13 protein-coding genes are annotated in these 14798 nt (G+C 46.8%); 7 read left to right on the plus strand and 6 right to left on the minus strand.

What is annotated here, in order from left to right:
- Window positions 1-729 precede the first annotated feature (729 nt).
- Window positions 730-1524: a non-homologous end joining protein Ku gene (gene ku / locus ABCW47_RS00575; RefSeq protein WP_343207918.1), complete on the plus strand. Its 795-nt coding sequence runs from the start codon at window positions 730-732 to the stop codon at window positions 1522-1524.
- On the plus strand, window positions 1524-2462 hold the full coding sequence (ligD, locus tag ABCW47_RS00580) for a non-homologous end-joining DNA ligase (RefSeq protein ID WP_343207919.1): 939 nt from the start codon (window positions 1524-1526) through the stop codon (window positions 2460-2462). Before ku ends, ligD begins: the two co-directional genes overlap by 1 nt.
- A gap of 88 nt (window positions 2463-2550) precedes the next feature.
- Here the strand turns inward: ligD and ABCW47_RS00585 are convergent, their stop codons facing one another.
- The 3 genes from ABCW47_RS00585 to ABCW47_RS00595 form a co-directional block, all read right to left on the minus strand.
- On the minus strand, window positions 2551-3351 hold the full coding sequence (locus ABCW47_RS00585; RefSeq protein ID WP_343207920.1) for an N-acyl homoserine lactonase family protein: 801 nt from the start codon (window positions 3349-3351) through the stop codon (window positions 2551-2553).
- 33 nt (window positions 3352-3384) lie between these two features.
- Window positions 3385-4500 (minus strand): 4-hydroxybutyrate dehydrogenase, encoded by a 1116-nt coding sequence (locus ABCW47_RS00590; protein WP_343207921.1) that lies wholly within the window; start codon window positions 4498-4500, stop codon window positions 3385-3387.
- Between the two features lie 73 nt (window positions 4501-4573).
- On the minus strand, window positions 4574-5884 hold the full coding sequence (locus ABCW47_RS00595) for a transaldolase family protein (protein ID WP_343207922.1): 1311 nt from the start codon (window positions 5882-5884) through the stop codon (window positions 4574-4576).
- A 199-nt stretch (window positions 5885-6083) separates the two neighbouring features.
- Here ABCW47_RS00595 and ABCW47_RS00600 point away from each other — a divergent pair, with 199 nt between their 5' ends.
- Window positions 6084-6854, plus strand: a complete 771-nt coding sequence (locus tag ABCW47_RS00600; RefSeq protein WP_343207923.1) for a DeoR/GlpR family DNA-binding transcription regulator — start codon at window positions 6084-6086, stop codon at window positions 6852-6854.
- A 112-nt stretch (window positions 6855-6966) separates the two neighbouring features.
- Window positions 6967-7440: a zinc-ribbon domain-containing protein gene (locus ABCW47_RS00605; protein WP_343207924.1), complete on the plus strand. Its 474-nt coding sequence runs from the start codon at window positions 6967-6969 to the stop codon at window positions 7438-7440.
- Window positions 7441-7645: 205 nt separating this feature from the next.
- Here the strand turns inward: ABCW47_RS00605 and ABCW47_RS00610 are convergent, their stop codons facing one another.
- Window positions 7646-8338 carry an anaerobic ribonucleoside-triphosphate reductase activating protein gene (locus ABCW47_RS00610; protein ID WP_343207925.1) on the minus strand — a complete coding sequence of 231 codons (693 nt, stop codon included), beginning with the start codon at window positions 8336-8338 and terminating at the stop codon, window positions 7646-7648.
- A 15-nt stretch (window positions 8339-8353) separates the two neighbouring features.
- On the minus strand, window positions 8354-8722 hold the full coding sequence (locus ABCW47_RS00615; RefSeq protein WP_343207926.1) for an ACT domain-containing protein: 369 nt from the start codon (window positions 8720-8722) through the stop codon (window positions 8354-8356).
- Window positions 8723-8949: 227 nt separating this feature from the next.
- Between ABCW47_RS00615 and pth the strand changes: the two genes are divergently transcribed.
- Genes pth through ABCW47_RS00630 form a run of 3 tightly spaced genes read left to right on the plus strand, consistent with a single transcriptional unit; the run spans window position 8950 to window position 14238 of the window.
- Complete coding sequence (pth, locus tag ABCW47_RS00620; RefSeq protein WP_343207927.1) at window positions 8950-9522, plus strand: aminoacyl-tRNA hydrolase; 573 nt, start codon at window positions 8950-8952, stop codon at window positions 9520-9522.
- A gap of 36 nt (window positions 9523-9558) precedes the next feature.
- A complete protein-coding gene (gene mfd, locus ABCW47_RS00625; protein WP_425516065.1) occupies window positions 9559-13230 on the plus strand; it encodes a transcription-repair coupling factor in 3672 nt (1223 codons plus the stop codon).
- A gap of 15 nt (window positions 13231-13245) precedes the next feature.
- Window positions 13246-14238: a peptidylprolyl isomerase gene (locus ABCW47_RS00630; protein ID WP_343207929.1), complete on the plus strand. Its 993-nt coding sequence runs from the start codon at window positions 13246-13248 to the stop codon at window positions 14236-14238.
- Here the strand turns inward: ABCW47_RS00630 and ABCW47_RS00635 are convergent.
- On the minus strand, window positions 14200-14742 hold the full coding sequence (locus tag ABCW47_RS00635) for a phosphatase PAP2 family protein (protein ID WP_343207930.1): 543 nt from the start codon (window positions 14740-14742) through the stop codon (window positions 14200-14202). The two genes, ABCW47_RS00630 and ABCW47_RS00635, sit on opposite strands and share 39 nt — an antisense overlap.
- Window positions 14743-14798 lie beyond the last annotated feature (56 nt).

Below are 14798 nucleotides of genomic sequence, written 5' to 3' on the forward strand. Positions count from 1 at the left end.
GATTAATACCATACGTGTTTTGGAATGTTGTATGTATATATCCGGAAGCTAAGTAGTATGTAATGTCCTGACCTGAAGAATTTGCTCTAGTTTCACTGGCTGCAAACTCACTATAACCGCAATGTGCAGTATTAGGGTAGGCAGAGACAGATAAGGAACGTGTGAAATCTCTTGATCCGGTAGCCCCATATGCAGTATAGGTAGCAGTGCCTTTATTTCTGCTGTCGGAGGTGTATAAATAACCGTCGGAAGCCCCCATAATTGCGGCATCTGTAAAGGTGTAGAATGGAGCCTTATCCCAATAAAAATAGTAATCGGCTCCGACTTTACGTGTATTTCCACTCTTGCTGGTAGTTACATTAATGAGAGAAGAAGACAAATTAGCCGAAACAGCACGTAATTCTGCCTCAGAGCCTGAAAAATTTCTTATAATGTTAATCTCTTGATCTGAATAGCCTCTGTTATATAAATATTCATCCGAAGAATCTTTAAGATCATAAACAAAGGTAGCAGGGTCAGGGCCAAGTAATGATTCTTTTCATAAATAATAAATCCCATTGGAATCACCCCTTCATACTTTGTTTGCCATCAGTATACAGGGCAAATCTTAAATTTGTCTTACCTGATTTAAACCTTCCTGGAAAATCTGGTATAAAACGATACTCAGAATCCATAATAAGAAAAAGTTACCTGAATCATGATATTTAATATAAGGAGATGAGATTTCATATGGCAGTTTCCCATAAAGGTGCGATCAGTTTCGGACTGGTACACATTCCGGTGGCGCTGTATACGGCGACCCAGGACAATGATATACATTTTAATCAGCTCTGCAAAGAGGATAACAGCAGAATCCGATACAAAAAGATCTGTGCTTCCTGCGGCAAGGAAGTGAAGTCGGACGATATTATTAAAGGATTTGAATACGACAAAGATAAATACGTTATTATCTCAGATGAGGATCTGGAGAAAGTGAAGACGGAGAAAGACCGTACCATCCAGATTCTGCACTTTGATGATCTGAGCCACATCCGGCCGATTTACTATGACAAAACTTATCACACCGTACCGGAGGCCGGCGGAGAGAAGGCCTTTGAATTGCTTCGCAGCGCCATGAAGCAGGAGAATAAGGTGGCGATTGCCAAAACGGTGATGGGCAATTCCGAGACACTGTTATGTATTATTCCTACCGACGACGGCATCCTGATTGAGAAAATGTTCTATGCAGATGAGATCAAGGAGATTCCAAAGAGTTACACCAGGCCGGAGGCAAATGAAGCGGAGCTTACCATGGCGAAAACCCTGATTGAAGCGATGGTAAAGCCCTTTGAACCGGAACAGTACCGGGATGAATATCAGATCCGGTTAAAACAGCTGATTCAGGATAAGATTAATGGAAAAGAGATTGTAGCGGCGAAATCAGAGGAAGAGGGCAATGTCATCGACCTGATGGAGGCATTGAAAAAGAGTCTGGACCAAAGCACGGGAGCTTCCGGCGAACCTCTTAAAAAGGACGTTTCCTGATGGCGGGATTGGACATGCGCAGTATTGACCCCATGCTGATTGGGGCAACTTCGGAAGCCTTCGACGATCCGGCCTGGCTCTATGAACTGAAACTGGACGGAGAGCGGGCGATTGTTTATCTGGAGAAGGACGGCACGGAATTAAAGAATAAGAGAAATAAGAAAATGCTGCCGGTCTTTCCGGAACTTAAGAATCTGCATGAGATGGTAAAAGAACCCTGTATTCTGGATGGAGAGTATGTGGTGATGACAGACGGCAAACCGGATTTTGCGGCCCTGCAGCGCCGTTCTCTGATGTCTAATCCGTTTCGTATCGAGCTGACCGCCAGAAAATACCCTGTTTCCTTTGTGGCATTTGACGTGCTGGCGGTTAATGGAGAACGGCTGATGGACCGGCCTCTGACCAAACGAAAAGAAATACTGGCTGAATTAATCCGGAATGAAAATGATCAGATTGCCCTTTCCCGTGTGGTCGAACAGGGCGGATGTGCCTTTTATGAGCTGGCCAAGGCAGCCGGACTGGAAGGGATTGTGGCGAAGAAACGGACAAGCCTTTATTATCCCGGCAAGCGGACGAAAGAGTGGATCAAGATTAAGAACATGAAGGACGATGACTTTGTAGTCTGCGGCTGGATTGACAAAGCGGAGCATGTCAGCAGTCTTGTTCTGGGACAGTACCGGGATGGGCAGCTGGTCTATAAAGGGCATGTCACGCTGGGGGTGAGAGGTGATAATTTCCGGAGAATCCGGAGTATGGAACAGGTGGAGAAACCTTCATTTGATATTCCTAAAGGCAATGAGGGCGCGATATGGATCAGGCCGGAGATCGTCTGTACGGTCAGCTATATGGAACGCACGGAAGCAGGAGGGTTCAGACACCCGGTATTTAAAGGGCTTCGGGATGATAAGACAGCAAATGAATGTGTTGAGACTAATTAAAAAATAAGGATGCCGTTTCATTACCGTTGTGATAATGTTACGGCATCCCCTATAAAATGAGATATCAAATAAGCTGCGGCTCCGGAATTTATTCGTAATAGTCCGGGGCTGTCTTTAAGGTCTGGAAAAACTCATAATCATGGGCAAAAATGATTTCGGCATCATATTTCTGCTGCAGTTTTCTTACCTTCTCGATGGACTTAAAGTAAGCTATATTATCATAGAGCAGTCCGGAAGCCTTCGCCGGCGGCCCGAAGATTTCCTTCGTATAGATGCAGTCCTGAGGCAGAATGACAGTTTTGCTCTCCAAATGTACCACCAGTCCCAGAAGTCCGGGCGTATGACCCGGAAGATTGATCACTTCAATGCCGGGCGCCAGAGTGAAGTCTTCCTCCACCAGATGATATTGTTTCACGGACACATCCATATCTGCCTTGATGTAACCTCCGTGTGTTTTGGGGTCCGGATTTAAGCGCACCTGAGTCTGACCGTGCATGAAGTCAGCCTTCGGCACATATACATCCGCATGGGGGAAAAGATGAAGATTTCCGGCATGATCCAGATGCAGATGAGAAATAACTACCGTTTTCACATCCTCAGGAGAAACACCGCACAATTTCAGCTGGTTTTCCAGCCGTTCCTCTGTTTTCTGGTACAGCGGATAGATTTCCCGGAGATTTTCCGGCCAGTATCCGTTCATCGCTTCCGGATTGCTGCCGGTATCATAGAGAATGTAGCCGTCATCGGTCTGAATCAGGAAGGTCATGACCGGGAGCTTGATCCATTCATTCTGAACGGCCGGGCTGCTGTATGTGCCGACGGTAGCTCCCGCCACCACATTATTTTTATCGGTTTCCAGATAACCGGTATTGAGTACATATAATTTCATAGGACCATCCTTTCTGCTATCCAATGACCGCTATTAATATAATTCTTTGTAAATCTTATAAACCCGGTCTCTGTCTAACTCTGTAAAGTTGTTGGCCATCAGACGGCCCTGGGTCGTCATAACACTTTCTGTAAAGTCGGTGAGATCCTGCTCGGTCACGCCATACTCATGAAGCGCCTTTTTCGGGAGAATATGATTCAGAAGACTTTCCAGCTCATCGTATACATTGGCAACCTCACAGCCGAGGAGGTTTGACAAATAATCATTCATATCAGCCAGAGCGCCGTCGCAGCGGATCTCCATATAATTTTTCAAAACGCCGGTAAACATCGCATAGTTGGATTCCCCGTGGGGTACATGGTAAGTACCGCCCAGAGGATAGCTCAGAGCGTGAACAGCGCCGCAGCCTGCGGTGCCGAAGGCGATTCCGGCATAGTTGCTGGCAATCAGGAAATCTTTTAACAGCGGGATTCTGGCATCCGGGCCCTCCTTGGCAATGGTCTGATAACCGCGGATAATCATCTCGATCGCTTTATAGCCAAACAGACGGGTGTAAGGAGTGGCTTTCGGTGACAGGCTGGATTCCACCGCATGCACCAGTGCATCGATAGAGCTGGTGGCAAATACAGGGAACGGCAGGCCCTTTAACAGTTCGGGGATAAGAACCGCGCTGCTGGCAAACATCGCCTCAGAAGCCAGTCCCATCTTGGTGCCCAGACGGGTACGGTTGATGATGGAGAGGTTGGTTACTTCGCTGCCGGTACCGCAGGTTGTGGGGATGATGACCAGATCTTTCTTTCTCTGCAGGCTTGCGGCATTTTCGTACAGATCGTCTACTTTTTCTCCGTCGGAAACTGCCATCACTTTTGCAATGTCGATGATGGTGCCGCCGCCGATGGCGATGATACGCTTATAACTGTATTTTGCGGCGTCATCCAGAATGGCGTCAATCATCACATCGGTGGGCTCTCCCGCACCATATTTCTCCTGGAAAATCGTGGACACGGGGAGACTTAAATCTGCAAAATAAGGATTGTAGATAAAGGCGTTGGTCAGTACCAGATCGCCTTCCCCCAGCTGGAATTCCTCGGCAAAAGCCTTGCAGGTATCAAATTCATAGAGATCCGGTCTTAAAACTACTTCTTTCATTCTTTTCCTCCATTCCGGATTGATCCGATCTTAAATTCAGATTCAATCCCGTTATTCCTTTTTCGTTCGATGGTTAAACGCTTTTCAGGAACTTGCGCTGATAGCTGTAGATTCCGGGCGCACAGGTAAACTGACCGAAATACGCAGGGGTTGCCGTAATTACTACACGGTGTATCATATCGGCAAATTCAGGTTCCATCAGCATTTTGTCAATATCCCAGTAAATCTGAGGATAATTGGTGTTGCAGATAATTAATTTGGTATCCGGAAGATAGGACTGACGCAGTACACGCAGACTGTGGCGGACACTGTCCAGGCCGTCGAAGCCCTCCGAAGTTGTCGTCTGGCGGTAAGCGACCAGAGCCCTGGCCTTCGCCGCAATATCCTTTAAGGATAAAGAGGAGGAAGCCGGCAGTACATCGGTTGCAATCATAAACTGTTTCAGGTTCTCTGCATAGCGCTCATCGCCGGTTACTTCCAGTTTATCTAATAATTCCTTCATTTTCAAGGTGTCAAGGTGCCTTGTTTCAACAAATGCGTTTATAAAGTACGGTTTGGCCAACAGGGCAAGCGCAGTCTGGTGCGGGTCAAACATCAGGGTAAAGTTAACACGGTAACCCTGGCTGGAGAGTTTATAGGCAAAATTATGCCCGAAGAAATTGTCTTCCACAGAACCGCCGTCATAAGGAATATCAAAATTTCCATCCAGGAAGCTGCCTACATTGTCTTTATTCAGAGGCCCGGTATGAGGAACTTTCACAACCAGCCGATAAGGAGTCAGGATTTCCTCACAGCGCGCAATTTCTTCCATCAGTTCAGATTCCGGCGCGAACGGGTTATTAACCTCCACACTGATGTCCACGCCCGGCCCCACGATCCGGCACAGTTCCTCCAGCACTTCGAAACGGTCTTTAAATTGTCCTCCGATGTTCGCCTTGGGATTATTCAGGAAATGTTCATAAATAATCTGAGGATTTGTTGTCAGATTGGCAATCATATCTTTCATTACATTTATTTCAAAAGGATTGGCGCAGTTAGCAGAATAGAGCACCTTGGTCGGGCGTTTCCTGCCGTTAGAGGCATAGGAGATATCCCGGGCCAGATCAACACGCATGCTGCCGTCCTGGCTGAACATAAGATCCGGGCGGAACCCGGCCGGGATTTCCCCATCTGTCATCTGATTTTGAAAGGTATGTACGACCTTGGTAAATTCTTCTGTTACACCCACAAACTTAGTAAAATCACGAACTTTCCTATAATCTTCAAACGAAAATTCCAGATCCTTTATTCTGTTAAAGCTGTCTTTGTCTGTATCCGGCATAACCGACAGTTTATCCGCGCCGATCAGGCTGCCTAATGTGCATTTCATGCTGCTTATATTCATATCTTTGTTCCTCCTTTAAATGACCTTATCAATAGAGATTAAGCTCAGAATAGTATCGAATTATCGAAATGTCAACAAAACGAAAGCATTTTTCTGTATATTATCGAAATTAAGAAAATATCTAGGCAAATCTAATGATATATGGTATAATTCGGACGAAAACAATAGAAAAAACGATAGATAGAAAGGCAAGAACAGAATGAAAAACTCCAATGAACGCAGAAATCAGATTGTCCAGCTGCTCCAGAAGAACGGAGCAATGACGACGCAGCGGCTCTCTGAACTTTTGAAGGTAACGCCCGCCACGATCCGCAGGGATCTGGACTTTCTGGAGAATGTAGGCACGCTGACCCGTTCCTGGGGCAGAGCTTCCCTCACTCCTTCGGTTAATGTGGCGCCGCCTACCGCTGTGAGGGAAGAGAGGTTTATGGATGACAAGAAACGGATCGCAGAATTTGCGGCACAGTTTGTCCAGGCAGGGGACTCTATTATTTTGGATTCCAGTACAACGGTACTGGCGATGGCGGATAACTTGAAATCAATATCGCCGCTTTCCGTTGTTACTAATTTTATTCCGGTTGCATACGCATTTGCCAACAGCAGTATATCCTTGCAGTATACAGGCGGCTTTTTTGAAAATGACATGATGTCTCTGATCGGACCGGACTGCGAGACTTTCTTTCGGTCTATTTCAGTATCGAAAGCCTTTATCGGAACGACCAGTGTGCGGGCCAGCCAGGGCTTTGCGGTGTGCTCACCCTTTCAAAGCCAGGTAAAGCGGTGCATGATTGAGGCGGCCAGAGAGGTCTATCTGTTAATGGACCCAAGTAAGGTAGACGCATTCGGCATCAATCAGTTTGCTAATTTCAGAGATATCGACTATTTAATTACCACAAGGCCGCTAAGCCCATCCCTGGAAGAGCAGATGAGGGAAGCGGGCATGAAGATTCTTTATGCGGACCGTATGTGAAAGGGTGTATGAAAGAAGCAGATTGACTTGACAGACAGCGGTAGGGTAAGATGAAGATATAGCAGATCCTGTTTGTCTGCGTGACTGTTATGGGAAGAGGAGGAAATGCCTTTTGTTTATTATATTCGGATTTCGTTCCAAGCTGAAACGAGGATGCTATCTGGGCATCCACTACTGCTCTGCCTGCCGGGATTTCAGGCATTACTATATTATGAGAGAGGTAAAGCAATTTACCTTATTTTTCATTCCGGTGTTCTGGTGGACGACCGGCTGGTACATCGGCTGCAGCAGCTGCGGTACGGGGAGAAAAATAGACAGGCAGCAGGCGGAGGAGCTGGCAGCACGTTATCAGAACCAGCCTCAGGAGCAGCTGTCTTATGATATCTATCAATATGCTTCGAATCAGGCGATGAACCTGGAAAATTCGGATTTATCCCTGGAGATCGTTCTGGAGCGCACGAAAGAGCATTTTCCGGGTGTTATCCTCCCGGAGCCGGAGCTTCGGACATTGATCAGAAATGTGCTGGCGGTGCAGGAACACCGGAGAAACCAGCTTCAGGTTCAGGATGACATATTCCAGAATTAAAAATTTATAGATCATCAAAAATACCTTGAATCGCGTCGGCTATATTGATGATGCCTGCCGCTGAAATTCGATCTGTCTTGAAATAACCTCTTACTTTTAAATCCAGTAAAGCTAATTTCTCAAGTAGACTTTATGTTAAGAATAACGATAGCAAAGGCTCCATGGACGATATTCATCACAAGGAGCCTTTCTTAACGCCGTTGTATTATAATCCGCGGATTTCCGCTTTCTTTACATACTTTTCCATAATATCTTTAAAGCGGACCATAGATTCTTTGTCCCAGGCAGTCATACCCTGCGTGATCAGATCGCCGGAATCCTCAAAACACTGGAGAAAATAAGCATCTGCACCGTTAAGCCAGAGGCCGATGCTCTCAAAATCCGCTGCCGTATGTAATTCCTTTACCACGGTAGTACGGAATTCATAGGTGATATGACCTTCCAGCAGGTAATCCACAGATTCACATATCTTACTTAGATCCGGATTTTCGATCCCGATTGTCTTCCCGTAGCTTTCCCTAGAATTTTTCACGTCCATGGCCACATAGTCGATAAGCTTCTCCTGTATCAGATATTTCATCATAGCAGGATGGTTGCCGTTGGTGTCCAGTTTCACGTTCAATCCCAGTTTTTTAATCTTTTCTATAAAAAGAGGAAGATCCTTTTGCAGGGTTGGTTCACCGCCTGTGATACAAACCCCTTCCAATATCGTACGTCTTTTTTTTAACGCGGCCAGAACCTCATCCTCGGGGATATAGGGCTGGGAAGCCGGGTTTATGACAAGAGAGGCATTGTGGCAGAACGGACAGCGAAAATTGCATCCGCCGGTAAAGATGGTGGCGGCCAGATGCTCAGGGTAATCTAATAGTGTTGTTTTATTAAAACCATGAATCTGCATAATTTGTCTCCTTATTTAATGGTCAAATGTATATCCGGCATCTGTAAGGGCTCTTTTTGCCTCCCTGAACTGTTCTTTTTTAACCAGTATATAGTCGGTATTGTAGGTGGAAATGGCAAAGACACTGATTTTATGTTCTGCCAGTATTCCGGTGAGGCGGGAAAGGATACCAATCAGCGAAAAATCCAGTTCACCCTCCACGCGAAACGCGCGCCAGCCTGGCTCACAGACCGCCGCATTGTCAGGAACAGACCCGGAAAGGCAAACCAGAGAGAGTTCCTCCTCTGTTTTACTGATGAAAAGATAGGGGTCATTATAATCAATCTGACTTAGGTCGTACAGCTTGCAGACAGAAAATTCTCCGTCCAATATCGTTAAATTCATCCTGACACCTCCTGTGTTTCGTACAAATATTTTACCACAGAATAAAAGATAAGTCGAATGTGGCCATCATAAGAATTCTTCGTTTGTTTTCGGGTAAAATCTATGATAAAATGACTAGCAGTATAAACTATGTCGGGGTAGACTGTTATCCCGGCTGTTTGTTATGTTGAGAAAAATGAAAAGACTGGTGAAAATCGCCGATAAGCTATCAGAAGAGGAAAAATAACATGCATATTATCGTGGGCCTGGGAAATCCAACAAAACAGTACGAGCATACCAGACATAATGTGGGCTTTGATACCATAACAAGAATAGCAGAAGATTATAACATTTCAATGGATATAAAGAAGCATAAGGCAATCTGCGGCAGGGGAATGATAGGCGGAGAGAAGGTCATCCTGGCCAAACCTCAGACTTTTATGAACCTTTCCGGGGAGAGCGTTCGGGAACTTATGGATTACTATAAGGTTACTCCGGAGAAACTGATCGTGATATACGATGATGTCAGCCTTCCGCCGGGACACCTGCGTATCCGGAAGAAAGGCAGTGCAGGCGGGCATAATGGGATTAAAAATATCATTTCCCATCTTGGCACACAGGAATTTCCGAGAATAAAGATAGGTGTGGGTGAAAAACCGCGGGGCTGGGATCTGGCAGATTATGTCCTGAGTCATTTTAATAAGGAAGAGGAAAAAGTGATGGGAGAGGCCATCAAGCGGGGCTCCGAGGCGGTGGAGATGATACTGACTCAGGATGTTGACGCTGCGATGAACCGGTACAATGGCAATGTGGAAGCGTAAAACTGCGCGGAATGGAGTATTAAATTGAGAACATTTATGGCGCCTCTGGAAGGGCTGAGTGAATTTCAGATTATTCGGGAGCAGGTTCAGAAGCAGAACCTGCCTATTTCTGTGTCCGGCTGTATTGATTCACAAAAATGCCATTTGATGTACGGGCTGGGGGAAGGCTTTCAGTACCGCGTTATTGTAGCAGCAAATGAGCTGAAGGCGAAAGAGATATGTGAGGAATACCGCCTGTATGATAAAAAAGCAGTGTTTTATCCGGCCAAGGATATTATATTTTACAGTGCGGATGTCCATGGAAATGCGATTGTTGCGGAGCGGATGAAAGTGATCCGGTCCCTGCTTAAGGAGGAGCCCTGCACCATTGTCACAACATTGGATGCTGGCATGGATTCTATCCTGCCGTTAGAGACAATACGGAAAAATATTCTGCAAATTAAGGAAGCAGAAGTGATGGATCTGGATCAGTGGAACCGGGCGCTGCCTGCCCTTGGGTATGAACGGGTGCCGCAGGTGGAAGCTTCCGGTCAGTTTGCCGTCCGGGGAGGTATTCTGGATATATTTCCTCTTACGGAAGAAACGCCTTACCGTATTGAACTCTGGGATGATGAGGTTGATACGATCCGGGCATTCGACGTGGAGAGCCAGAGGTCCATTGAGCGGGTGGAGAAATTAACCATCTACCCCGCTTCTGAGTTTATTCTGGACGATGCGCGGATAGCCGCGGGCTGTCTGGATATTGAAGCAGACAGAAAGAAGCAGACGGCCATACTGCGGGAACAGGGCAATGGTGAGGCAGCGAAGCGGCTGGATACGATTGTGGAGGAACTGAAAGAAAATTTAAGCTTTCTGTGGACTGGTTTTGGGCTGGACAGCTATATCCGGTATTTTTATAAGACAACAGTATCTTTTTTTGATTACTTCATAGGAAAAAACGCCATTTTCTTTCTGGATGAGCCGGCAAGAATGATCGAGAAAGGCGAGGCGGTGGAGACCGAGTTCCGGGAGAGTATGTCGAGCCGTCTGGAGCATGGCTATCTTCTTCCCAGGCAGACGGAGGTGCTGTTCGGTTATCGGCTGATCCTGGAGAAACTAAATCATCAGAATTCCGTCCTGATCAGTATGATGGAGGCAAAGATTCCGGGCTTTGATTTAAAAGGGAAATACAATCTGACGGTAAAGTCGGTAAATCCGTATAATAATAATTTTGAAATATTGGTCAAAGATCTGAAGGACTGGAAGAAAAAGGGATACCGGGTGCTGTTGTTATCTGGTTCCAGAACCAGGGCAAAGCGCCTCAGCGAAGATCTGCTGGACCGGGAACTGACCGCGTTTTATACGGAGAATCTGGACCGGGAGATCCAGCCTGGAGAAACGATGGTTGCCTATGCGCAGCTCAGACGGGGATTTGAATACCCACTGAGTAAATTTGTTATGATCTCTGAGAGTGATATTTTCGGAGCGGAGAAGAAAAAAAGAAGAAAGAAAAAATATAATGCCGCCGGCAAATCCATCCAGAGCTTTGAAGAATTAAGCGCCGGTGATTATGTAGTACACGAGAATCATGGCCTGGGTATTTACCGGGGAATTGAAAAGATTGAGGTGGATAAAGTCACCAAGGACTATGTGAAGATAGAGTACGCGGCCGGAGGCGTTTTGTATATTCCCGCAACCGGTCTGGAAGTGCTGCAGAAATATGCAAGCAGCGACGCGAAGAAGCCGAAATTAAATAAACTTAACTCCATCGAGTGGAAGAACACGAAAACAAAGGTCAGAGGCGCGGTCAACGAGATTGCAAAAGAACTGGTGGATCTGTATGCGGTGCGGCAGGCCAGGGAAGGCTTTTCCTATGGGAAAGATACCGTATGGCAGAAGGAGTTCGAAGAACAGTTCCCTTACGAGGAGACGGACGATCAGCTGATGGCTATTGAAGCGGCCAAGAAGGATATGGAGAGCAAGAAGATCATGGACCGTCTGATCTGCGGGGACGTGGGCTACGGCAAGACAGAGATTGCGATCCGGGCCGCCTTTAAAGCGGTATCTGACGGCAAGCAGGTTGTTTTCCTGGTCCCGACTACTATTCTGGCCCAGCAGCACTATAATACCTTTACCCAGAGGATGAAAGATTACCCGATCACGGTGGAAATGCTTTCCAGGTTCCGCACGCCGGGAGAACAGAAGAAAATTATTGAAGATCTGAAAAAAGGAAGAATTGATATTATTATCGGAACACACCGTGTATTGAGCAAGGGGGTCGCCTATAAGGATCTGGGTCTGCTGATCATTGATGAGGAACAGCGGTTCGGTGTGACCCATAAAGAAAAGATCAAGCAGATGAAAGAAAATGTGGATGTTCTGACGCTCTCCGCCACACCGATTCCAAGGACTCTTCACATGAGTCTGATCGGGATACGTGATATGAGTGTTCTGGAGGAGCCTCCGGTGGACCGAATGCCCATTCAGACCTTTGTTCTGGAGCATAATGATGAGATTATCCGGGAGGCCATCAACCGGGAATTAGCCAGGGGCGGACAGGTTTACTATGTTTATAACCGGGTCAACAACATAGCGGAGGTGACAGCAGAGATCGCCAAGCTGGTGCCGGATGCCACGGTAGCCTTTGCCCACGGCCAGATGCACGAGCGAGAGCTGGAACGTATCATGTTTGATTTTATTAATGGTGAGATCGACGTGCTGGTTTCTACCACGATTGTGGAGACGGGTATGGATATTGCCAATGTAAATACGATGATTATTGAGGATGCGGACCGTATGGGCCTTTCCCAGCTCTATCAGCTGAGAGGCCGGGTGGGACGCTCCAACCGGACGGCCTATGCTTTTCTTATGTACCGGCGCAATAAGGTGCTGAAGGAGGTTGCCGAGAAGCGGCTTCAGGTTATCCGGGAATTTACGGAACTGGGATCGGGATTTAAGATTGCCATGCGGGATCTGGAGATCCGGGGAGCAGGAAACCTTCTGGGCGCCAGACAGCACGGGCATATGGAAGCCGTGGGCTATGATCTGTACTGTAAGATGCTAAATGACGCGGTAAAGCGTCTGAAGGGTGAAGCCACTGCCGAGGAAGCCTTTGACACATCGGTGGATCTGGATGTAGACGCATTTATCCCAAACAGCTATATGAAGAGCGAATTCCAAAAACTGGATATGTATAAGCGGATTGCCGATATCGAAAATGAAGAAGAATATAATGACATGCAGGAAGAACTGTTAGACCGGTTTGGAGAGATGCCGCAGGCCGTAAGCAATCTGCTTCAGATTGCCCTGTTAAAAGCCAGGGCGCATAAAGCCTATATTACCCAGCTGGCCCAGAAGGGAAATCTGGTTAAAATTGTGATGTTTGCCAAGGCCAGGGTGGATGCCGGAAAAATCCCGGCATTGATAGAAAAATATAACGGCGCATTGAAATTTTACGCGGAGGCAGAACCGAATTTCCATTTTCAGCTTGCTTATCAGGAACCTGAGAAACCGCCGGTGCGGCCCGTCAGGACTGTCCGCAGAAATGGAATCTCCACCCTGACAAGGGAACAGAAGCTTAAAACGATAACGCCTGTCAGGCAGCCGGAGAAATTGACAAATGCTTATGTATTTGAGAGAATAAACCAACTGATTGAGGACATGATGAAATTACAGGAGGGATTGGAGGCGCTGGAACTGAATTCGGCCTCAGCGGACAATCCAAATTAAGAAAGGTATCTGAGTATGAGAAAGCAAGGTCCCATTGTAAAAATACTTCTGTGGATGCTGCTGGCGGCAATGGTGCTGACCGGCTGCGGCAAGAAAGATAAGGACGCTGAACAAAACGGGAAAGGCGGGATCTCTGTATCCGGGGAGGTTGATCCGGATACGGAGATTCTGAAAGTAGGACTGACCGGAGTGTCCCTGCGGGAACTTTATGTTTATGTGCTTCATCTGAAAGAACAGTATGAGCCGGTGCTGGGAGACAGGGTCTGGTATCTGAATACCGGTGACGGAGATAAGACGGTGGAACAGCTTGCCAAGGATCAGCTTCTGGAAACGGTTACAGAGGTAAAAATCATAAATAAAAATGCCGAGAAAAATGATATCAAGCTGGACGAGGAAGATGAAAATACATTAAAAACCGCGGTCAGTACTTACTATGCATCTCTGGATCAGGAGGCTAAGGATAAGTATGGTATCACGGAGGAAGTCCTGTACCGGGTATACCGGGAAAATATGCTTGCAGAAACAGCCTTTGAAATCATGACCAATGATCTGGATACCGATGATCTGGTGAAAGATGTGAGAGAGATTCATACGGCATTTTTCTATGTGAGCGGAACCGATGCGGCTGCTGAAAAAGAGGCGAAAAGCCTTCGGAAGCAGGCACTCAAAGAAGAGGATTTTACTGCTTTTGCCAGAAGTAATTCCCAGAGTATGGTGACGGAGCATACGTTCGGACGGGACGACACTACTTTGGAACCTGCCTTTGTGGAAGCTTCCTTTGCCCTTTCCACCGGGGATGTCAGTCCGGTAATTAAGGGGGAAGAGGGCTATTATGTCATTTACTGTGTCAGCGATAACGATGAAGACGCTACAACCAAACGGAAGACAAGCCTTATCTTAGAGGCACAGAAGGAGTCTTTTTACCAGACTTACGCAGAGTGGGCAAAGGATATTAAAGTGACGGTGAATTCATCCGCGTGGGACAGCATTTTTATCAGGACGAACTAACAGCCGGGTCAGCAAAAGAGCTGTTAAAATGCCGGCGGCAGCACCGGCCAGCACGTCGGTGAAATAATGCACCCCCACATACATTCTGGAAAATCCAATGGCAGCCGCTAATATGCCGGCTGCCATTCCTGCTTTTCGGTTCAGGGAAAAGAGTGAGGCTGCGGCGGCAAAGGAAGTCATGGTGTGGCCGGAGGGGAATGAAAAGCTTCCGGGAGGCTGAATCAACAAATGAATAGAAGGACAGGCGGCAAATGGACGGGTTCTGGCAAAGAGCGGTTTTAAAATATGGTCTCCGAGCAGCGCTGAGAACAGCAGAGAAAGACAGATCAGGCTGCCGGTCTGCCGGTATTTTTTACTCGCCAAAAGGCAGAAAGCAAGAAGAACCCACAGGAAACCTCTGTCTGCCAGATGGGTCAGAAAGATCATAATACGATCCAGCGCCGGGGTGGAAAGAGACTGGATAAGATGCAGAATAAACTCGTCAAAGACCTGAATCGGCTGCAATAGAAAAACCTCCCTTCTATGTAATTTCAGCCGAACTCTGATTATTATAAAGGATA

Source organism: Anaerolentibacter hominis, assembly GCF_032380675.1.
GTDB classification, from domain to species: Bacteria; Bacillota; Clostridia; order Lachnospirales; family Lachnospiraceae; genus Anaerolentibacter; species Anaerolentibacter hominis.

What these genes read in the sequence shown, in the direction of transcription:
- ku (WP_343207918.1), top strand. Translation starts at nt 730, where the DNA reads ATGGCAGTTTCCCATAAAGGTGCGATCAGTTTCGGACTGGTACACATT.
- ligD (WP_343207919.1), top strand. Translation starts at nt 1,524, where the DNA reads ATGGCGGGATTGGACATGCGCAGTATTGACCCCATGCTGATTGGGGCA.
- ABCW47_RS00585 (WP_343207920.1), bottom strand. Translation starts at nt 3,351, where the DNA reads ATGAAATTATATGTACTCAATACCGGTTATCTGGAAACCGATAAAAAT.
- ABCW47_RS00590 (WP_343207921.1), bottom strand. Translation starts at nt 4,500, where the DNA reads ATGAAAGAAGTAGTTTTAAGACCGGATCTCTATGAATTTGATACCTGC.
- ABCW47_RS00595 (WP_343207922.1), bottom strand. Translation starts at nt 5,884, where the DNA reads ATGAATATAAGCAGCATGAAATGCACATTAGGCAGCCTGATCGGCGCG.
- ABCW47_RS00600 (WP_343207923.1), top strand. Translation starts at nt 6,084, where the DNA reads ATGAAAAACTCCAATGAACGCAGAAATCAGATTGTCCAGCTGCTCCAG.
- ABCW47_RS00610 (WP_343207925.1), bottom strand. Translation starts at nt 8,338, where the DNA reads ATGCAGATTCATGGTTTTAATAAAACAACACTATTAGATTACCCTGAG.
- ABCW47_RS00615 (WP_343207926.1), bottom strand. Translation starts at nt 8,722, where the DNA reads ATGAATTTAACGATATTGGACGGAGAATTTTCTGTCTGCAAGCTGTAC.
- pth (WP_343207927.1), top strand. Translation starts at nt 8,950, where the DNA reads ATGCATATTATCGTGGGCCTGGGAAATCCAACAAAACAGTACGAGCAT.
- mfd (WP_425516065.1), top strand. Translation starts at nt 9,559, where the DNA reads ATGGCGCCTCTGGAAGGGCTGAGTGAATTTCAGATTATTCGGGAGCAG.
- ABCW47_RS00630 (WP_343207929.1), top strand. Translation starts at nt 13,246, where the DNA reads ATGAGAAAGCAAGGTCCCATTGTAAAAATACTTCTGTGGATGCTGCTG.